Source organism: Ensifer sp. Root278, from assembly GCF_001429285.1.
GTDB lineage: Bacteria > Pseudomonadota > Alphaproteobacteria > Rhizobiales > Rhizobiaceae > Ensifer.
Genome location: NZ_LMJJ01000040.1, coordinates 643,138 through 661,719, shown reverse-complemented (window position 1 = coordinate 661,719; position 18,582 = coordinate 643,138). Strand labels below are relative to the sequence as shown.

Sequence of the window (18,582 nt, the reverse complement as noted above, 5' to 3'; positions counted from 1 at the left end):
TGTAATACAACCCAAAGGCGGCATCCGCGGCCAGTGTTTCATGCGCGCGCGGCCCCATCCCCACGCAACGCGAGCGCATGCGCAATCAGCGTTTCCACCGCCGCGACATAGGAGATTCCGTCTGCCGCAAGCGCCTTGGCATACATGCTGATATTGGTGAAGCCGGGAATGGTGTTGATCTCGTTGATGACGAGGCTTCCATCTGGCCGCAGGAAGAAATCGACGCGCGCCATGCCGGCGCAGGCCAGTGCCCGGAAGGCCCGCTCGGCCATCTCCTGCGCCCGCGCGCCCACCTCTTCGGCAAGGTCCGCCGGCGCATTCACGATCGCGCCGCCAGCGTCGACATATTTGGCGTCGTAGCTGTAGAAACCGTGGCTTTCGGCGGGGATGATCTCTCCCGGCCGCGACACGGTGAGCCTGCCCTTGGCGTCTTCCAGCACCGAGCACTCGATCTCGCGGGCCTGCACGAACTCTTCGATCAGCACCTTGTCGTCGTGGCGAAACGCCTCTTCCAGCGCAGCCGCAAGCCCGTCGAGGCTATTGACACGGCTGACGCCGACGGATGAGCCCTGCCGCGCCGGCTTAACGAAAACCGGCAATCCCAGTGTTTCCAGGATGGTTTCGCCGGAATAGGCGTCCTCCTGATGCAGCGCGATGGCACGCGCGACCGGCAGCCCCTCAGCCGCAAGCAGGCGCTTGGCGAGCACCTTGTCCATGGCGGCCGCCGAAGCCGCAACGCCGCAGCCGACATAGGCGACATCGGCCGTCTCGGCGTAACCCTGCACCGTCCCGTCCTCGCCGAACGGCCCGTGCAGCACCGGAAAGATGAGGTCGACGGCCGGCAGCAGCCCTTGCGTTCCGTCGGCGGCAATGGTGACCGCCCGGCCCTTGCCGCCCGGGATCAGCGCAACTTGCGTTCCTGCCGCCGGAATGGTCCGGGGCAGCTCGCCGTTTTCAAGCTCGAGCAACAGCCAACGCCCATCTTTGGCAATGCCGATCGGCACGATCTCGTAGCGTGCTCTGTCAAGCGCGGCGACGACATTGCGCGCCGACATCAGCGAAACCTCATGCTCCGCCGAACGCCCACCAAACAACACGGCAATGCGCAACTTCCCTGTCATGACGTCTTTCCTTCAGAATCGTGACCAATGCTGATCCGCAAGGAAGCGGTCGAAGATGGCAACAAGACGTCAAGGAAACGTGCTATCGCTGCGACAGGAAAATTTTCTCAATCGACCGCAACACCGCTTGACCCTTCAGGCGGCGAGACACAATTGGAACGCGAAGGATAATTTGAAGGAGTAGTCGTCCATGGCCGAGGTCCTGCTGTTCCATCACGCCCAGGGGCTGACCCCGGGGATGCACGCTTTCGCCGAGGACCTCCGGGCCGCCGGGCATACCGTGCACCTGCCCGATCTCTTCGAGGGGCGCACCTTCAACAGCATCGAAGAAGGCCTTGCCTATATCGGCGAGGTCGGCTTCGACGAGATGCGCGAGCGCGGCGTTCGCCTCGCCGACGCTCTTCCCCAGGGCCTCGTCTATGCCGGCTTCTCCTTCGGCATCCTGCCGGCACAGAAGCTCGCCCAGACCCGGCCCGGCGCCCGCGGCGCCCTGCTCTTCTACTCCTGCATCCCGATCAGCGGTCAGTGGTCCTTCGGCCCCTGGCCGGATGGCGTGCCCGTCCAGATCCACGGCATGGACAACGACCCGATCTTCGTCGGCGAAGGCGACATCGACGCTGCCCGCGAACTCGTCGAGAAGGCCGACGATGCCGAGCTCTTCCTCTATCCGGGCGACCAGCACTATTTCGCCGACAGCTCGCTGCCGTCCTACGACGCGACGGCAACGGCGCTGCTGACGGATCGGGTGCTTGCTTTTCTCAGGCGGGTCTGAGGCTGCCCTATTGTAGGAAAAGCTCGGAGTTGCTCAGCAATCCCACCAATCGGTCATGGTGGCCTTGGCCGCTTTGCGCCAACAGTAGACATTCGCCGACCGCGGCGCCGTGGCCGATATGGGGCCGAGAGCGGGACGGCAGGTTCAGGGCAGCAGCATTGATAAAGCGGACATTCGCTATCGGCTTAAATCAGCAGGTCGGCCATTGACTGCTGTCGACCCCTCTAGGTCGTACCTTGACCTGGATGTGAGCATCTGCTTCGGCCAAAAGCTATCGTCCATCGAGTGCGCAGCTGCCAGTCGCTACGCACTCGAGGATTCAGCTCAGTGGCCGGTGAATTAATCGCAAAGCCATGGCATTTTCGAGGTGGACGATGCAGCTCCGAAACATGCGTTCCGGATCGCCCCGGTTAGCGACCTGGATTAGTCACCCTGATATATCCGCCCCAAAACGCACAGGATTCTAATTTCGGTCGACTGACGTTTGCGTTTCACGGACGAAGCGCGCCCGGTTCGCGTTGACGAAAGCTTCTACGGTCATCAGCGGGCCACCAATAAACTTCGTGCCGATGTCATCGAGACCGGCGAGGAGACCCTCTTGCTGGTCCAGCTCCGCAGCTTCGAAGTGCCGCCGCAAGACGGTGTCATCCTCGAGCCCCGCGAGCTCCAGAAAGGCCGATACGGTAAGCTGCTCGAAGTGCAGATCGACTCCGAGGACCCGACCAACCTCTGCTGCGAGCTCCTCGTGACTATACTCCTTCGGGCCGTGCAGCTGGTAGGCTTGGCCGCCGTGGCCTTCCGGTTTCTCCAGGATGTTGGCGATGATCTTCGCCGTATCGGCCGCGGCCAGCGGAGCAAAGCGGCCATCCTTGTTGAATGGCATGACGTAGCGGCCGCGCTGGATGAATGTCGAGATGTAGAGGAGCCACTCGGCGAAGAAGGTGATGCGCAAGCTCGTCGTCGGGATGCCTGACCACTTGAACACCTGCTCCGAAAGCCAATGGTTCTGGGTCACCTTGCTGCGCGCGTCGGGCCTGGATTGCTTGTGGGACAGGTTGACGATGTGCTCGACGCCCTGCTCTCTCGCCACCTGTGCGAAGATGACTGCCGCCTCCACGAGACCGTCGGCAATGGGATAGCAGAAGTAAGCGCGGTCGACGCCGTCGAAAGCCAGCCGCATATCGCGCAGGCTGGTGATGTCCCCATAAACGATCTCGGCACCCAGACTGGCCAGCTCCTGCGAGCGAGCGTCCTCCCGACGAGCGAGGGCGCGGACCTTTAGGCCTTTCTTCAGCAGTTCCTTCACGGTCGGACGCCCCGTATCTCCGGTTGCACCGGTCACCAGAATCGTTGTCATCGCATTTCTCCTTTCGATAATGGCATCAGGCGCTCCGCGGCGTCCTAATGCTGCATATACAACACATAGGAAGCAGTGTTGTATATGCAATACCATAATTTCAGATTCCGGCTAATCGCGCGGAATGTCGTCCGCGACGGTCTTGATTGCGCTCAAGCCTGCTTGCCCAAGCAGCTTGGACGCTCGTTCCTGCCCCGCCCGCCAGGCCGGCATGGATGAAAACAGCAGGTCTTCGCCAGCTTTGCTCAGCCGAAGGGGGCGCTGACGACCTTGAACCTTGTCGGGGACCTCTTCGATCCATCCCGCGTCCAGCATCAGCTTGAGGTTTCTCGTCAAGGTGGAGCGATCGAGGCAGTTGGCTCGGCCGATTTCGGCACGCGTCGCGACGCCCATCCGCATGATTGAACCGAGTAAGGTGTGTTGCGACGACACTAGGCCGAACGGCCGCAGTTCCTCGTCGAAGATGTTGGTCATAACGCGTGAGATAAGGCGCGCCCGCGAAATTACGCAGGCATCTTCCAGTTCCCGCAGCATTGCTCGTCTATCGTCGGGTAGGGAACGCAGGTTCATAGTCTCTCGATGATGCATCTACAACATGTAGTCAACCAGTATCGCGTTTCAAGGAGGATACGAAACCCTGATGTCTCAGCGCATGCCACGGGCGATGATCTGCATAAACGCCGGAACGTTCGCTCTCGCTGGAAGCTGCCGTTCGCCGTATCATCCGAGGACGGCAGCAGAGTCCCATTGAGGCCGTTGCCGCTCAGCGCCGCTCCACGTGAATGAATGGCAGCTTCTGGGCTCGGCGATCGGCGCGCTGAACGGCTCAAATGGGGGCGCAAAGCAGCCGTCCGCGATGCGAACCTCTATGTCCGGTTTGAGCCGAAAGCTGCCGAAACGAACGACCGCTGAAGCCGTCAGCCGAAATGAATATTGAAATCCTCTTGCAGAAAGTCCTAGGCACTGGAAATCCCAGGCGAATTCGCACTAATATAACGTCGCCGAACAAGCTTCGGAAATTGGAAATATACTACTGCAAACCTTGAAATACTTCGGAGTAACCGTGCTTATCTACTCGGACGAAAACCTTGAGGTCATCCATCGCCCGGGCGCCTCGGCTTACCTCCTCATCACCTTCAACGAGATGGAAATCCAGGCAAACGGGAGCCGCTACTGGGGCCAGCGCTTTTGCGAGAAGGCGGATATCGCCGCCCTCGGCTTCATCAGCAAGCGTCCCAACTGGTTTCCGGCCGAAAGCGTGGTCAAGGCGGTCGAGGCTGCGGCGCCGATCCTGAAGGCAGCACCCGAGCGCATCCTCTACGGCCATTCTCAGGGCGGTTATGCAGCGCTTCGCTACCGCCGGCGTTTCAACGCCACGACAGCCATCGCCTTCTGCCCGCAAATCTCGATCAATCCCAAAGCCGTTCCCTACGACAATCGCTTTCTCAGGCATTTCTCGCCCGACCTGCACGCCAATATGAGTATCGCCCCCGACCATGCCGCCGGCCGCGCCTATCTCTTCTACGACCCGTTCCACGCGATCGATCGCAGGCATGCCGAGCGCATAGCGGAACTGCAGGCGGAAACGCATCTCGTGCCCGTACACATGACCGGTCATGGCACGGTCAGGGTCTTCACCGGAACGCAGCGCGCGCTTTCGCTGATCGATGCCTGCCGCGCCAATGACCTTGCTGCCCTGCGCGCCCTTGCCCGCTCCGCGCGGATCGACGCGCCGATGCGGCCTTACCAGAACGCCGTCGCCGCCATGGCCCGCCACCCGGCCTGGGCCGATCGCCTGCACGCCCGCTTCGGCGATCGCTTTGCCCCTACAGAGCAGGTCAACTTCCTCTTCCACCGCGCCAATCGCCATATCCGCGACGGCAACCTCGTCACGGCGCGCGACATGCTGACGAATGCCCTGTCGCTCCTGCCCGGCCACCCCGCCGTCACGCTTCGCCTGCGCGACCTCGACGCCCGCATCGGTCGCGAAGAAAAGCTGGCTAAAGCGTCCTGAGGCGGCCGCCACGCCTCATCGGACCATGACAAGCTGCTCGGCGAGCCGGAACAGCGCGATCGCAATCATCGCCGCGCCTGAGAACTGGCTCACCAGACGGGCCACGCGCGGGCGCGTCCTGAGGACCATGCTCGAACCCGTGCCGACAAGCGAGTAGATCAGCGCACAGTTGAGCATATGCACGGCCCCGAGCGCCGCGATCTGGCTCGGGATCGTCCAGCTCCCGTCGCGGCTGGTAAACTGCGGCAGCAGCGCCAGGAAAAGAAGTAGCGCCTTCGGGTTGATGCCGCTCACCGCGAAACCGCGGACGATCCACCCGGTCCAGCTCCTGGCCGCCTGATCTTCATCGGCCACCGGAACAGGCGGATGGGCCAGAACCCCGACGCCGAGCCAAAGGAGATAGCCCGCTCCCAGCACGGTAAGCACCGTCAGAACCGCCGGAACGCCGGCGACGAGCGCGCCGACGCCGGCCGCGACCACCAGAGTGATCGCAAGATAGCCAAGCAGCATGCCGGAAACGGCCGGCATGATCGCCCTGTCTCGCAATCCCGCCGAGATCGCATAGGCCCAGTCTGCGCCGGGTGTCAGCACCAGCGAAAACGATATCGCCCAAAACGCCGTCAACAGACCCATTTCCATCTCGCGCCACCTTCCTTCGGATACCCGCGCCATCAAAGGAAGAATAGCGTTGCATCACGGGGATTAGCTCCCTATCTCTTGCCGAGATGTGGCATCTTGAGGTAATATCTCCCTCATGGATGATACGGACCGCAAGATTCTTGCTGAGCTTCAGAAGGACGGGAGACTGTCGGTTACCGAGCTCGGCGACCGCATCGGGCTCAGCCTTTCCCCCTGCCATCGCCGGGTCAGGGCGCTCGAGCAATCCGGCGTGATCAGCGACTATCGCGCCAATATCGATGCCGCCAAGGTCGGCCTCAATTTCTCGGCGATCGTCTTTGCGACGCTCAGGGAAGGCAGCCGCGAGAACGTGCATGCCTTCGAAAAGGCTCTTTGGGCGATACCGGAAATCACGCAAGCCGAGCGTCTGTTTGGCGATCCCGACTACATGCTGCACGTGGTGACTGAGGACCTGAAGGCTTTCCAGGCGCTCTATGACGAGAGCCTGCTTGCGCTGCCGAGCGTGCTGCGCCTGACCTCTACCCTTGTGATGAAGAGCATCTTCCAGAACCGGCCGCTTCCTCTTTGAACGGCTGGCTCGCGCCGCCCCGGATGAACTGGTGCGCCACGGCTACAGCGTCCTTTGCGTTCATCTGAACGCACGGCGCTCTGGCAGTTGCCGTCCGAGGTCTCAGCAGATTACAGCGCCGCGCGTCTTATCAGACGCGCAAAGGTCGCTGTAGCACTTTGATTTTCTGCATGCCTTTGTCCTTAAATCGAGGTCGATTAAGGAGACATGCAGTAGTGTACCGGCAGCCCTCGCCCACAGCGGAACAATCATGATGCACGCTCTGCCCCCTCTCGATGAAATCCGTGCGCTTGAAGAAGCACTGCACCGCCCGGAGGTTCGCCGGTCGCGTTCAGCCGTCGAGGCGCTGCTCGCCGAAGGCTTCGTCGAGTTCGGGGCTTCCGGTACGATCTATCATCGTGCGGAAATCATCGATCTGCTTGTGCAGGAGCCAGAGCAAGACGATGGCGAACTGCGCGCGAGCGATTACCGCCTGACCGCCATTTCGCCGGAAGCATTGCTCTTGACCTACAGAACCCATCGCAGAGAAAGCGATGGATCGGAGCGGCACGCACTCAGAAGCTCTGTCTGGAAGCGAAACGGAACCAGGTGGCAGATGCTGTTCCACCAGGGAACGGTGACGGGAGCGGCCTGAGCGGCCCGTCCAGGCGCGACTTTCGCGACGACGTGTCGGGATCGCGGGCTGCCATCCGTCTTCAAGGGAGACCAAGCGATGGAGGACAACGATGACGATCACCATTACCGCTTTCGAACGGTCACCGGATCGCGGCAAGGGGCTCGCGCGCGACATGCGTGTCCGCTGGGCGCTCGAGGAAGTAGGCCTGCCCTACGAGGTTCGCCTTCTGTCGTTCAAGGCGATGAAGCAGCCGCCGCATCTCTCCCTTCAGCCCTTCGGCCAGATCCCGACCTATGAGGAAGGCGATCTCGCCCTCTTCGAGTCCGGAGCGATCGTGCTCCATATCGCCGAGCGCCATGCCGGCCTGTTGCCAGACGAAGCCAATGCCCGGGCGCGCGCGATCGCCTGGATGTTTGCCGCGCTCAACACCATCGAGCCGCCGGTCTTCGACCGTAATCTCGTCCAGATCCTCGAACGCAACGAGCCCTGGTACGAGCACCGCCTGCGTGCGCTCGACGAAACCATCCGCAGACGGCTTGGCGGCCTTTCCAATCACCTTGGCGATGCCGACTGGCTCGATGGCGCCTTCAGCGCCGGCGACCTCCTGATGGTGACGGTGCTGCGCCGGCTGCATGGATCAGGGATTCTTGAGGAATACCCGAACCTTGCTGCCTATGTCGCTCGCGGCGAAGCACGGCCGGCCTACAAGCGCGCCTTCGAGGCCCAGTTGGCGGTTTTCACCTCCGCATCGGCAGGCTAACCCGGAAGCGGCAACCGAGTTGCGTCACTCTGACAGAGCCGCATCACCCGGTTGACCTCTTTCTTCAAGTCTCCAGCGATCCCAGGGGTATGAGCCGCCGCCCTGAATTCAACCTGGCACCACACCTTTGACGGCCCAGGCGACCGCGACATAGGACCGTGGACCATCGACCTCGCCATCGAGATAGGCAGAACGGACCGCATCGCGAAGCCGCGTGCGCGCCGGCTCATTGAGTGTCGCGATATATTCGGCCCCTGGGCCATCCTTGCCGAGATAGGGCGTCCAGTAGTCGTCGAAGGAAGCGTACTCCATGCGGATCGCAAGCTCAGCCGTCTCGACCTCGACAAGGCCGGCCCTATGCCAGGCCGCCTCCAGTTCGCCAGGCCGGGTCATCGGGCGGGTGAAGGCGCGCTCGCGAAGCCGGCGGGCGGCGGGATCAAGGGCTGCCGCCGTATCGAGGAACAGGCGGCTGGCAACGAAACCGCCGCGACCGTCCCACACGGTGGCAGCGACCGTTGCGCCAGGCCGCGCAACGCGGCGCATCTCCGCCACGGCCCGTTCCGGCTCAGAAACGAAATGCAGCATCAGCAGCGACAGGACCCGATCGAACGCCGCATCCTCAAAGGGCAGAGCGCATGCGTCGCCAATCTGGAAGGAGACGCGCGGATCCGGATTGCTGCGGCTGGCGTGTTCGATGTAGGGCGCTGCGCAATCCACCCCGCAGACGGCGGAAAGGTCGGGCCGCGCGGCCAACAGGAATGTCAGGCTGCCGGTGCCGCAGCCGACATCCAGCACCCGTTCGCCCGCCGCGGCTCCGGCAAATGCCAGGAAGGGCACGGCCAGCCTTCGGCTCCAGCGCCCCATCTGCAACTCATATCCGTCGCCAGTGTTGGCATTGAACGTCGATGCAGCCATCACAGCACACTCCAGCCAGCTGAACGGGCGAACTCTACCACAGGCTGGGCAAGCCGAGACATCGGTGCTGGCAAACTGCCGCGTCGATCGGTTTACTGGGTTCGAGACCGATCCCCGGCATGCGGAACCGATCGCCATTCGCGCGCGGTGGATATTTCGCCATCCTCTCGGTAAGCCGGCCAGACAGGGCGCCGCCCCGGCTCCATCGGCGCCGGATCGGACCGTGCCGCACCTCACCCTTCGTCCTGATGTCGCCGCCGACGCATGCAACCATGCCGCCGCGCTTCCTCGGGAGCGCAGCGGACAGGACCGCTCCTGCGAAATTCGATGGGGTATTTGCGATGAGCAGCACAGAACCGAAAGCATTCGCCCTCGCCGGCGTCGTCATGAAGCGTCTGTTGTCCGGCAGCCAGACCGACGGCCAGTTCTGCCTCTTCGAAAACGTCAGCGGCGGCGACACCAGGACGCCAATTCACGTCCACGCCAGCGACGACGAAACCGTCTACATCCTCGAGGGCGAACTGACTGCGGTAATCGGCGGGACCGCGCACCGGTTGACCGTGGGCCAGAGCATCTTTCTCCCGCGCCGCGTACCCCACCAGCTCCTCAACGTCAGCCGCCGGCCGGCGCGCTACATCCTGATCGGCACGCCAGCCATCTTCGACCGGTTTCTGGAGGAAGCCGGCCGTGAACTTGGGCCGGGCGAAGCGGTCAAGCCACCGACATCGGAAGAGCTTGATCGGCTTCGGAGGGCCGCGCCGAAGTTCGGCATCACCCTGCTTGCCGACTGGTCGGATCAAGATTGACCCGCCGCCAGCGCAGGCTGCGGCGGTTGGGGAAAGACCGGGCAATGCGACCGCCTCACCTGTCGCAAGGAGAACGGAGACACACTCCCCTTTGCAAGCGCAGCACCCGCTGGCATGGCGGATGTCTTGCGAAATTGCGGGCAGCGGCGATATCGGACATTCGATTTTCGAGCTACGATCGTCCGAACGGCACCGTCCAATCGGTGGCGTCCACGACGTTGGGGAGCGACAGACCATGACCCGCGATCAGATGCTCGCCCACCTTCGCGCCGCCGACGAAGTCGCGCGCGAGGCCGCCGCGCACGGCCATCATCCTTTCGGCGCGGTCCTGGTCGGCCCCGACGACAGCATCCTGATGCGCCAGGGCAATATCGACACCGTACGCCACGCCGAGACCGAGCTTAGCCGGCGTGCCGCGACCGCCTATCCGGCGAAATTCCTATGGTCCTGCACGCTGGTTTCAACCGGCGAGCCCTGCGCCATGTGCACCGGCACGCTCTATTGGGCGAATATCGGTCGCCTGGTCTACGGCTTCGAGGAGGAAAAGCTCCTTGCCGAAACCAGCGACCACCCCGAAAACCCGACCATGAACCTCGCCTCGCGCACGGTGCTTGCCTCCGGCCAGAAGCCGATCGAGGTTTTTGGCCCCTTCCCCGAGATCGAGGACGAACTACTCAGCCCCCACCGGACCTTCTGGCGCCGCTGATGCGGCGCGCCCGATGGAGTTAGACTGCAAAAGTATCCCGCGGCCGGGTGTGACGAAGCGATTTAGGTGGGGCGTCGCCATATGTCCCTTCTCCCCGCCTGCGGCGAGACGGTGGCCGGCAGGCCGGACGAGCGGTCCAGAAGATGGGCGCCATCTACCTCACCCCTCCTTCTCCCGCGACAGCCCCAAGTGCCAGTGCAGCTCGGTCAGCCCGCGTTTCAGCCAGGCGAGCTGCCGTTCCGGCATGGTGCGCAGCATCTCGTAATCCATGATGCAGACGTTGAAGACCGTCGTCTTCACCTGCGGTCCGTCCTGCAGTTTCAGGAGCACGCCTTCCAGTTCCATCATCCGGTTCGCCGCCTGGCGGGCGCTCCGGGCACGCTCGGCGGAGGTCTCGCCGGCAAAACCCTTGACGCTGAAGAGCGACTGCGCCCTGACACTCGGAAAGGGAATGCCGGTGAGGCTGTAATAGCGCGCCATCTGCCGGGCGTACTCGTCGCCCGCCTCGCGCTCATGCGCCGTCAGCTTGCCGTCGAGGAACATGCGGCCGAGTGTGTAGCCGGCAAAGGGGCTCGCAACATCGACGTCGCGCTTGCCGGAAAAATGCATGCGCTTGCGCGCGTCGAGCGCCACGGAGCGCACCTCCCGTTCGGTCTCGCCGTGCTTGATCTGCCCACCGGGATAGCGTGCCACGTCGGCCTTGCGCGGCCGGCCGGCCCGGCTGGCGCGCTTGATGCGGATGCGTTCTGCCTTGGATGTCATCGTATCGTTTCCTCGTTTCATTCATTCGTCATCGCTGCTTGGCCGTACCGCCGGCCCCGGCTTCGCGCTGACGCAAAATCAATCCAAAAATCAAAAGGCTGCCGTCATCGGCTGGCGCCGCGCCTGTTCACCGCATGCAGCACCGACGTATGGTCGCGGTGGAAGATGCGGCCGAGCGCCGGCAGCGACAGATCCTTGCGCTCCTCGTAGACTGCCGCCATGCAGCGATGGCGCGGCTCGACCAGGCGGCGCTCGCGGCCAACGCCGATGATCTCCTCCCAGGTGATGCCGGGATAGGCGCCAAGCACGTCGTCGATGATCTCGCGCACCGGCCGCCGGCTGAAGAGATCGCCGCCTGCCGCATCCGCCGCGCCGCAAATCATCCGCGCCTGCGACAGAAGCCGCGCCTCCGCATCGGCGAGCGCCAGTTCCAGCTCCGCGATCCGCCGCGTTTGCGTGCGCACCTGAACCGCGACCATGCCCGCCAGATCCTCCAGCGTCGCGGCGGGCGCCGCCTCGCGGTCAGCCGCGGCCATCCCCACGGAACCTTCGGCTTGCGCGTGACCACGCGCGGCCGCCTTCTGCCTCACCTCGTCGCCTGCCGTCATCCGCATTGCCATAGCCTCTGCGCCGCTTTCCGCGCGCGCCTGTCCACGGTGGCGCTTTCCCGTATCGTCGTCACCGCCAGCCCCGGGCACGGCCCTCGCCCGCGCCGCAACGGCGCTTGTCCTGCCGCCTGCAGCTGTCTGCCCTGTCATGAATTCCGTTGCCTCAGGCTGCATGGTGGATCTCCCGGGTTGCAAGCGCGCTTACGTTCTGGGCGGCCGCCTTGGCCGCTGCGTGTGTCCGCCGAAACGCTTCGAGCCTGGCGCGAACGCGGGCACGACTGGCTTCGGAACGGCCGGTATCCCGGGGCTTGAGGGCGGCGATCGTCTCACGCTTGCGGGCAAGCTCCGCCCGCATGCTCAGCGCCTCTGCCTTTGCCAGTGCCGCCAGCACCGGCGGCTTCGGGATCGTGCCCAGCAGCACATTGGCGTTGGCCGCATAGTCGCCGCGGATCAGCTTCTGCGTCGCCGCCGTTAGCCCACAGCCCGGCACGCCGGAGAGCGCATAGTGGTAGACGGCGAGGATCTTTTTCGGCTCGATCCCCTGCGGCATCGTCATGCCGGCCGTCTGCATCGCGTCGAGGCTGCGCAGCACCGCCGCCTCGCTGGCCGGCGCCAGCCGTTCAGTGAGCGCGGTAATCTCCCGGCTCAAGGTCGAAAGCCGGGCCTGCGCCGGCAAACTCATCATTTCCAAGAGGGTCATTGTTTCGGTTTCCTTTGATTTCGCTTTCAATCGCTTGCCTGCATTCCCGCTGGTGGCGGGCAAAGGCGGTCTCGTGCGGCGGCGCCTGCTGGCGATGTCCGCGTCGCGGTGGTCCGGCGTCTCCGGCCCGGCCCGCCGCGGTTGATCGGCTCGCGACTTGGGGGCCGCCAGCCCTGGCTGGTCGGCCGGCATTGCGCATCCAGTTCCGCCAGGTGGCCGCCCAGTCGAGCTTGGTGGCATTGCGGCCGGATTTGGCGGTCCAGTAGTCGCGAAACTTGTCGAATTCGATTGTTGCCTCGGCCGGCCCGAAGCCGAGCCCGGCGGCAAACGCCCAGTCGGGCTCGAAGGTCGCGGGCAGCCGGCTGGCCCTGCGGCCGCGCCCCGACCGCGCTGCATTTTCCGCCCCCAGGTGGAGATCGAGCTGAGGGCCGCTCCCGGCCGGAGTCGTGTCGGGAGAGTTAGAGGACACCCGCCGCTGTCGCCGTGACATCGCGTGACGTCACGCGCGCCCTGTGACGCTGCTGCCGTTCGCGATCGCCTGCCCGGCGCCGCTCGATCTCCGACTGCTGCCCGGCTTCGGCGGCGCGCACGGCGCAAAGGATCATCTCCGGCGACGCACCGGATTGAACCAGCGCCTCGACGATCGCGGTGATGCGCATGGCCGCTACTCCCCGCTCGGCCGGGATGCGGCCCCGGCCCTGGCCTTGCCGGGCGCCGCGGCAACAGCGCTGCCGCAGACGCGTACCAAAGGCGGCAGGACGCCCGCGCCCTTGCTTTCCGCCTGTCCTCTAGAGCGCCGTGCGTTCGACCGAACGCACAAAGGACGCTCCAGCACTTTGATTCCAGAGCATCTTTCCGCCTCCAGCGTTTCCACTTGAAAGCGGGAGGCTCCAGGCCTTCCTGTCAGACTGTCCTGCGCCATGCCTTTTCCCATGCCTTCGCCTTTGGCCGCCCCGTCTGGCACGGCCATTCCATCGCGCTCATCGCGCGCCAAATCCGATTGTCTCCCCACCCCGCCGACAAGCCGCTTCCAGCATCCGCCCCTGATGGGCGGACCGGTCAGGCCCTTCGGTCCCTTGCGCCGCGCATCCCAAAGGAATGCAGGCGGGACGACGGGCGCCACTTCGGGCTCGTGAGCCGGCACCGCACCCCCAAGGAGCGCAGCCGCCTGCTCCCGGCGCCCGGACCGCGCACGCCGCCAGCCGCAACCATTGCCAGTTCCGGAGGCATGCGCCGGTGACGGCTTGCCGGCGACGAATCGCAGCGAGAGGAGGAGTGCTGACGGTTTCCCGCCCGCGTTCCGCTCGCGCCAATTTCGATCGCGCTCATGTTGCCGGGCCGAGCCGACCCAAGATCATCGTAATCGAAGAGCGAGAGGCTCCGGGGAGGAAGCGGAACCTCTCGCCCGCTGCGCACCCCGAAATCGTTGCCGATCGGGAAGACAGCAGCTTTTCTCAAAATGCTCACCGCAATTGCTGCGGAGACCGATCTGTGGGGCCATTGACAGCGCCGCGCGTCTTTTAAAAACGCTGGCGATGCCGGCCGCCGCCGGAAACTCAGGCGATTTGCACCGCTCATTTCCGTTGACATCCTATTCATAGTAGGATTTCCTACACTCATCAAGAGGAACTTTCCTATTGGACGTAAGAAACGGAATCTGGGATGCCAGTGCCATGGACGAATTGCGCCGCCTTATCCGGGAAGCAGTCGACGCGAAGAAGACGACCTACAAGGATCTGTCGATCGCGATCGCGAAGAACCACGCCTATATCCAGCAATTCGTCGAGCGCGAGACACCGCGGGAACTGCGCGAGCGCGACGCGCGCACGATCGTCGATCTGATTCAGGGCGCCCCCGCCGCCGAAGCGGCACCGAGACGTGCGCCCGGCTTCGCACCGCAGATCGTGCCCGGCGAACAGCTCGTCGGCCATCGCGACCTACCGATCTTCGCCGCCGCGCAAGGCGGCGACGGCCACGTGATCGTCACCTTCGATGCGGTCGAATATGTCAAGCGCCCCTCGGTGCTTGAGGGCGTCAAGGGCGCCTACGGCATCTACCTCACCGGCAGCTCGATGATCCCGGCATACGAGCCCGGCGACATGGCGCTCGTCCACCCGCATCTGCCGCCGGCGCGCGACAAGGACGTGGTGCTCTATCACGTGCCGCCCGCCAACGACGCCGAAGCGATCATCAAGCGGCTGGTCTCCTTCAACGACCGCGAATGGACGCTCCGGCAGTACAACCCTTTCCTGGAATTCACCGAGAGCCGGGTCGAGTGGTCCTTCTGCCACCGGGTGGTCGGCAAATACAGCGCCCGCTAGAGCCTGCAGGGCCAAGCGACGATATCCTTGCATATTCAACGCGCTATATCGCTTACCTGATTCAAAGCAGCATGCCGACCACATAGCTGCTCACCCCCTGAACAGGGCCGCGATGGGCGCCAGCTTGTCTCGACGACTGGCAGTGGGGTAGCGAGTCCCGACCACAGGCACGTCAATTCTGCACCAAGTGCCAGCCGATCCAGGGACAAATCCCGCACGCCACAGGCACTGGCTGGTTCGCCCCTCACCGCCAGGCGAGGATGCCGCGGGCAAGGCATCGCCTCGGGGCAGTCCTCAACACTTCGCCATGCAATCGCCGCCGTTCCGCATGCCGTCACAAAGCGTTCGGTCCGCTGCCTCCTGCCACTTGACACTCAGGCCGCCATCCCCTCCTCGATCTCCATCGGCAGGTCGCCCGACATGAAGAGCAGCGTGGCGTCCTCGAACTCCCCGGTCGCGAGATCGCCTGAGCGGCTGAAGGCCACGACGCCCACCTTGGTCGCTGCCAGCCTTTCGGCCAGCCGCACCGCATGTTCGGCCCCGGTCGCCTGCACCGGATTGTCGGCAAGCAGCGCCCCGCGGCTCCCCAGCGTGAAGCTCTGAACCACGAAATAGGTGATCATCCCATGCTCCTTTTCCGCCACCTGGAATGGCGGCTCCAAGGTGGCGCAATCGATCGAACAAAACAAGAACAAATAATCGCCTATCGACAACTCAAAGCGGCCGCGCGAAGAAAATTCCTGCCGGCAGTGCCTTTCCTATTGAAGTATAAATAGGAATTTTCCTATATTGCCACAGAACGAAACCGGAGGGACCGATGGCACCCGCAAGGGCGCGCCAGCGCGCACCTCGAACAGGCCGAGGTGAACGATGCCCGACGTGTTGATCGCGGATGCTGTGACAGGCCCCGCCCCGTTCCTTCACGGGCGCGAGGTCATTCTCGCCGTCATGACGCTCGGCACCGGCTATTTTTGCGAGGAGACAGACACGGTCGGCACCACCTACCGCACCGCTGCCGATTGGCTTCGGGTCCACGATGGCGAGCATGTCGCAAAGCTGATCCGCTTCGATCTCGACGTCCTCCACGGCGAAGACGTGACCGAGACGGTCGCCGACGCCTGGCTCGAAGGCTACGACCAGAGCCCGCAAGAGGAAGCACAAGCTGCCGGCCTTTGTCCGCACCTCCGACGCCTGGGAGCGCTGGTGCGCGGATTTCGACGCGGAACGCTCCCCCTACAGCCAGGCCGTCCACGGCACCCTCAACCACCGCCAGCAGTTCGGTGCCGATCTCAGATGACCATGACGCTCGACAAGTCCGCCCTCTTCGCCGCCATGGAAGCCTTCTGGGAAGCCGAAGGCGGCAATGAGCGCGGCGTGGAAGCCGCGATATCCGCCTATCTGCAGCGCCAGAACCTCACCGCTTTCAACGACATGGCCACGCGCAAGCGCGCCGCATTGGCCGCGGCAACCGCCCGGTCGCATGGATCCGCTCGCGGGCATGACGACGGCGCAAAGTGCCCAATATTGGCAATCATTATTAATTTGCAAAAATGCTAATAAAGTAAGCGGGGAGCATCAAGAGGAGAGAATCGATGCCGCGCCTTGCTCAATTGTATTTCAAGACCGCAATCATATTCCTGATCATCGGCCTCTGTATCGGCCTGCACATGGCTATCAGTCAGGATCATGCCGCCACGCCGGCGCATGCCCATACAAACCTGCTCGGCTGGGTCACGATGGCAATCTTCGGCATCTATTATGCGCTCAATCCCGCCAAGGCCGAGCGCCGGCTCGCCATGATCCAATATTACGTCTACACCTCAGGCGTCGCCGTGCTGGTGCCGTCGCTCTATCTGATGGTCACCGGCAGGCCCGAGATCGAGCCCATCGTCGCCGCGGCCTCGATCGTCGCCTTCGTCGGCGTGCTGCTGTTTGCAGTCGTCATCTTTTCGAGCAGCGAAACGGTCGCTCAGCCGAACGCCTTGCGGCCGCGATAACGCTCGTCCGGGCACCGACCGCACCACCATCGAGCGCGAACACAGGAAAGGCCGAAGTGCCTTTCCTGCATCGGGTTCTTGCGCCCTAGATCATTTCATTGTTTCATCGAAACACTGAAGTGATCTAAGTCTTTGAAATTACGCAATTCCGAACGGAAAACCGTTTCGCACTTTTCCTGGATTTGCTCTATTTCGAGGTCGACTTCAGTACCCGGTGCGTCGCGTCGTCGAGTGCGTGGCCGGTCTCGGCTCCATCCTGCCGAAAGCCGCGCGCCGTGTTGCCACAGGCCGAAAGGGCAAGAAGCGCTACAGCGCCGCGCGTCTTATCAGACGCGCAAAGGTCGCTGTAGCACTTTGAATTGCTGCATGTTCTTGTCCTTTAATCGGGTACGATTAAAGGACACATGCAGTAGGCAGAGGACCATGAGCATCGTCTTTGACATCATCGTCTCCGTCAGTTTCTCCTTTCGGAAATGAGGCGGAACGCGGCAAAGTCAATCGGCGCTGCTCAAGACCGGGACCGCGAAAGACGGGCGCGGCGGCCATGGCCCGCCGCTCGGCTCTTCTCAGGATTTATTTTGGCGAGCGTACCGGAATCGCCGAATCAGGCCTTCCCCCGGCTGGCGGATGCGCGTTAGCTTCCGTACCGCGCAGTACGTTCTTTCTGACTGCGCTTCCCCGCACCCCGAGCCATTTTGGGTGCTCGCTTGCCCCGCCCTCGTGCGGGGCTCTTTCTTTTTCGCGCTTTGTCGCGCGCGTCAGACGACCTTGAATACGGCGTCGCCGACAAAGACGATCACATATTGCCCGCCTTCGCCCGCGCGCGCCCAGCGCTGCAGCGTCTCGGCATAGGGCGTCTGCTTCCAGATTTCCGGATAATCGGGATCGACGAGAACGGTGACCTGCGGCCCCTGCCGATAGATCATCATGCGCGAGCGCGCCGGATCCCAGGTGTCGTCCAGGCCCTCATCCGTGCGCCAAAGACAGAGGAAGTCGCGACAGAGCTGCGGCCGCTGCTCATAGATCCGGCACCCCTCACCGTCGATGCAATGCCGGCACCAGTCGTTTGCCGGTTTTTCCAACGCGTCGATATCCGGCAGCCGGCAGCAAAGGGTGCAGGTGCCGCAGGCACGCTCGCCGAGCGGTGTGGATGTCGAAGAGGTCGGAATGATCATCGGCGGACGCTATATCACATTGCCCTTCCTCAAGGGAACGGACCAGCGGCGTTCACCCCATTGCGGCGAGCCAGGCACGAGCATCACGCCGCCGCCTCGCACTGCGGAATACGGAACGAGGAGCATTTGCCGCGTGTCCTTTGCGCGGCGCAGGCAATTCCCGACTGCGCCCTCGACCGCGCCCCCTGACCGCACCAAGCGCGCGGTCGAGACAGGGAGACACGTTAGAGCAATTCCAGGAAAAGTGCGAAACGGTTTTCCGTCCAGAATTGCGTAATTTCAAAGACTTAGATCACTTCAGTGTTTCGATGAAACAATGAAGTGATCTAGCGGATGCGCGGGCAACCGCTGCGGTTGGCGAGATAGATCCTGGCGTATTGTCCACGCCGTCCGATGCCCTCGACGACGATTCGGTTGCGGCTCATTCCGGCGATCTCGGGATCACGCATGCCATAGCCATAGGCGCGGCGAATGGCCTGGCGGGCGCTGCAGCCGCGCCGCGGGCTGTAGTAATCGTCGTCATAGCGGCGTTCGCGCCGATAGTCCCGATCCCAGTCGCCATCGTCGCCGCGAGGTCCGATGTAGAGATCAAGGGACTGCGCCGGAGATACCGAAGGCAGCGCCGTGACGGCGCCTACGGCGCCTGCGGCGACCAGGAGCACGGCCAGAAGTTTGCTCATCTTGTGTGTCATATCAGTCTCCTCCACCCGCTACCCATTGAGAGGACCTCAAGGCTAGCCCAGTG

General features: G+C 63.4%; 23 protein-coding genes and 1 pseudogene. 11 read left to right on the top strand and 13 right to left on the bottom strand.

What is annotated here, in order from left to right:
• Positions 1-38: 38 nt before the first annotated feature.
• On the bottom strand, positions 39-1,121 hold the full coding sequence (locus ASE60_RS25005; RefSeq protein ID WP_057254003.1) for a D-alanine--D-alanine ligase family protein: 1,083 nt from the start codon (positions 1,119-1,121) through the stop codon (positions 39-41).
• A gap of 27 nt (positions 1,122-1,148) precedes the next feature.
• Between ASE60_RS25005 and ASE60_RS34850 the strand changes: the two genes are divergently transcribed.
• Both ASE60_RS34850 and ASE60_RS25000 read left to right on the top strand, forming a co-directional pair.
• Complete coding sequence (locus tag ASE60_RS34850; RefSeq protein ID WP_156414718.1) at positions 1,149-1,292, top strand: hypothetical protein; 144 nt, start codon at positions 1,149-1,151, stop codon at positions 1,290-1,292.
• Positions 1,293-1,311: 19 nt separating this feature from the next.
• Positions 1,312-1,893 (top strand): dienelactone hydrolase family protein, encoded by a 582-nt coding sequence (locus ASE60_RS25000; RefSeq protein ID WP_057254001.1) that lies wholly within the window; start codon positions 1,312-1,314, stop codon positions 1,891-1,893.
• Positions 1,894-2,356: 463 nt separating this feature from the next.
• Here ASE60_RS25000 and ASE60_RS24995 read toward each other — a convergent pair whose 3' ends face one another.
• Together ASE60_RS24995 and ASE60_RS24990 are read right to left on the bottom strand one after the other, a co-directional pair.
• Positions 2,357-3,250, bottom strand: coding sequence for an SDR family NAD(P)-dependent oxidoreductase (locus ASE60_RS24995; protein WP_057253999.1), 894 nt, complete (start codon positions 3,248-3,250; stop codon positions 2,357-2,359).
• A 111-nt stretch (positions 3,251-3,361) separates the two neighbouring features.
• Positions 3,362-3,784, bottom strand: a complete 423-nt coding sequence (locus ASE60_RS24990) for a MarR family winged helix-turn-helix transcriptional regulator (RefSeq protein ID WP_057253998.1) — start codon at positions 3,782-3,784, stop codon at positions 3,362-3,364.
• A gap of 529 nt (positions 3,785-4,313) precedes the next feature.
• On the opposite strand from ASE60_RS24990, the gene ASE60_RS24985 reads away from it, so the two are divergent.
• Positions 4,314-5,264 (top strand): hypothetical protein, encoded by a 951-nt coding sequence (locus ASE60_RS24985; protein ID WP_057254444.1) that lies wholly within the window; start codon positions 4,314-4,316, stop codon positions 5,262-5,264.
• A 15-nt stretch (positions 5,265-5,279) separates the two neighbouring features.
• Here the strand turns inward: ASE60_RS24985 and ASE60_RS24980 are convergent, their stop codons facing one another.
• Positions 5,280-5,903 (bottom strand): LysE family translocator, encoded by a 624-nt coding sequence (locus ASE60_RS24980; protein WP_057253996.1) that lies wholly within the window; start codon positions 5,901-5,903, stop codon positions 5,280-5,282.
• Between the two features lie 115 nt (positions 5,904-6,018).
• Between ASE60_RS24980 and ASE60_RS24975 the strand changes: the two genes are divergently transcribed.
• From ASE60_RS24975 to ASE60_RS24965, 3 genes are all read left to right on the top strand, one after another.
• Positions 6,019-6,471 carry an Lrp/AsnC family transcriptional regulator gene (locus tag ASE60_RS24975; RefSeq protein ID WP_057253994.1) on the top strand — a complete coding sequence of 151 codons (453 nt, stop codon included), beginning with the start codon at positions 6,019-6,021 and terminating at the stop codon, positions 6,469-6,471.
• Between the two features lie 253 nt (positions 6,472-6,724).
• A complete protein-coding gene (locus ASE60_RS24970) occupies positions 6,725-7,105 on the top strand; it encodes a DUF4440 domain-containing protein (RefSeq protein ID WP_057254442.1) in 381 nt (126 codons plus the stop codon).
• Between the two features lie 91 nt (positions 7,106-7,196).
• Positions 7,197-7,847: a glutathione S-transferase family protein gene (locus tag ASE60_RS24965; RefSeq protein ID WP_057253992.1), complete on the top strand. Its 651-nt coding sequence runs from the start codon at positions 7,197-7,199 to the stop codon at positions 7,845-7,847.
• 108 nt (positions 7,848-7,955) lie between these two features.
• On the opposite strand, the gene ASE60_RS24960 is transcribed toward ASE60_RS24965, so the two are convergent.
• Positions 7,956-8,762, bottom strand: coding sequence for a class I SAM-dependent methyltransferase (locus ASE60_RS24960; RefSeq protein ID WP_057253990.1), 807 nt, complete (start codon positions 8,760-8,762; stop codon positions 7,956-7,958).
• Between the two features lie 341 nt (positions 8,763-9,103).
• Here ASE60_RS24960 and ASE60_RS24955 point away from each other — a divergent pair, with 341 nt between their 5' ends.
• Together ASE60_RS24955 and ASE60_RS24950 are read left to right on the top strand one after the other, a co-directional pair.
• Entirely contained in the window at positions 9,104-9,568 is a 465-nt protein-coding gene (locus ASE60_RS24955) for a cupin domain-containing protein (protein ID WP_057254440.1), read from the top strand.
• A gap of 235 nt (positions 9,569-9,803) precedes the next feature.
• On the top strand, positions 9,804-10,274 hold the full coding sequence (locus ASE60_RS24950; RefSeq protein ID WP_057254438.1) for a nucleoside deaminase: 471 nt from the start codon (positions 9,804-9,806) through the stop codon (positions 10,272-10,274).
• 159 nt (positions 10,275-10,433) lie between these two features.
• On the opposite strand, the gene ASE60_RS24945 is transcribed toward ASE60_RS24950, so the two are convergent.
• From ASE60_RS24945 to ASE60_RS24925, 4 genes are all read right to left on the bottom strand, one after another.
• Entirely contained in the window at positions 10,434-11,036 is a 603-nt protein-coding gene (locus ASE60_RS24945; RefSeq protein ID WP_057253988.1) for a hypothetical protein, read from the bottom strand.
• Positions 11,037-11,140: 104 nt separating this feature from the next.
• Positions 11,141-11,818: a helix-turn-helix domain-containing protein gene (locus ASE60_RS35865; RefSeq protein WP_244495697.1), complete on the bottom strand. Its 678-nt coding sequence runs from the start codon at positions 11,816-11,818 to the stop codon at positions 11,141-11,143.
• Positions 11,808-12,344, bottom strand: a complete 537-nt coding sequence (locus ASE60_RS24935; RefSeq protein WP_143032972.1) for a hypothetical protein — start codon at positions 12,342-12,344, stop codon at positions 11,808-11,810. Before ASE60_RS24935 ends, ASE60_RS35865 begins: the two co-directional genes overlap by 11 nt.
• Positions 12,345-12,802: 458 nt before the next feature.
• Positions 12,803-13,003 (bottom strand): hypothetical protein, encoded by a 201-nt coding sequence (locus tag ASE60_RS24925; protein ID WP_057253982.1) that lies wholly within the window; start codon positions 13,001-13,003, stop codon positions 12,803-12,805.
• Between the two features lie 1,014 nt (positions 13,004-14,017).
• Between ASE60_RS24925 and ASE60_RS24920 the strand changes: the two genes are divergently transcribed.
• On the top strand, positions 14,018-14,665 hold the full coding sequence (locus ASE60_RS24920) for a S24 family peptidase (protein WP_057253980.1): 648 nt from the start codon (positions 14,018-14,020) through the stop codon (positions 14,663-14,665).
• 374 nt (positions 14,666-15,039) lie between these two features.
• Here ASE60_RS24920 and ASE60_RS24915 read toward each other — a convergent pair whose 3' ends face one another.
• Positions 15,040-15,288: a hypothetical protein gene (locus ASE60_RS24915; RefSeq protein WP_057253978.1), complete on the bottom strand. Its 249-nt coding sequence runs from the start codon at positions 15,286-15,288 to the stop codon at positions 15,040-15,042.
• 325 nt (positions 15,289-15,613) lie between these two features.
• On the opposite strand from ASE60_RS24915, the gene ASE60_RS24910 reads away from it, so the two are divergent.
• Positions 15,614-16,222 (top strand): hypothetical protein, encoded by a 609-nt coding sequence (locus ASE60_RS24910; protein ID WP_156414717.1) that lies wholly within the window; start codon positions 15,614-15,616, stop codon positions 16,220-16,222.
• A gap of 35 nt (positions 16,223-16,257) precedes the next feature.
• Positions 16,258-16,662 (top strand): hypothetical protein, encoded by a 405-nt coding sequence (locus ASE60_RS24905; RefSeq protein WP_057253974.1) that lies wholly within the window; start codon positions 16,258-16,260, stop codon positions 16,660-16,662.
• 187 nt (positions 16,663-16,849) lie between these two features.
• Here ASE60_RS24905 and ASE60_RS35860 read toward each other — a convergent pair.
• The 3 genes and pseudogenes from ASE60_RS35860 to ASE60_RS24895 form a co-directional block, all read right to left on the bottom strand.
• A pseudogene (locus tag ASE60_RS35860) lies at positions 16,850-16,966 on the bottom strand (entericidin); the annotation flags it as partial.
• A gap of 454 nt (positions 16,967-17,420) precedes the next feature.
• Complete coding sequence (locus ASE60_RS24900) at positions 17,421-17,837, bottom strand: hypothetical protein (RefSeq protein WP_057253972.1); 417 nt, start codon at positions 17,835-17,837, stop codon at positions 17,421-17,423.
• Between the two features lie 326 nt (positions 17,838-18,163).
• Positions 18,164-18,529, bottom strand: coding sequence for a hypothetical protein (locus ASE60_RS24895; protein ID WP_057253970.1), 366 nt, complete (start codon positions 18,527-18,529; stop codon positions 18,164-18,166).
• Between the last annotated feature and the right edge of the window lie 53 nt (positions 18,530-18,582).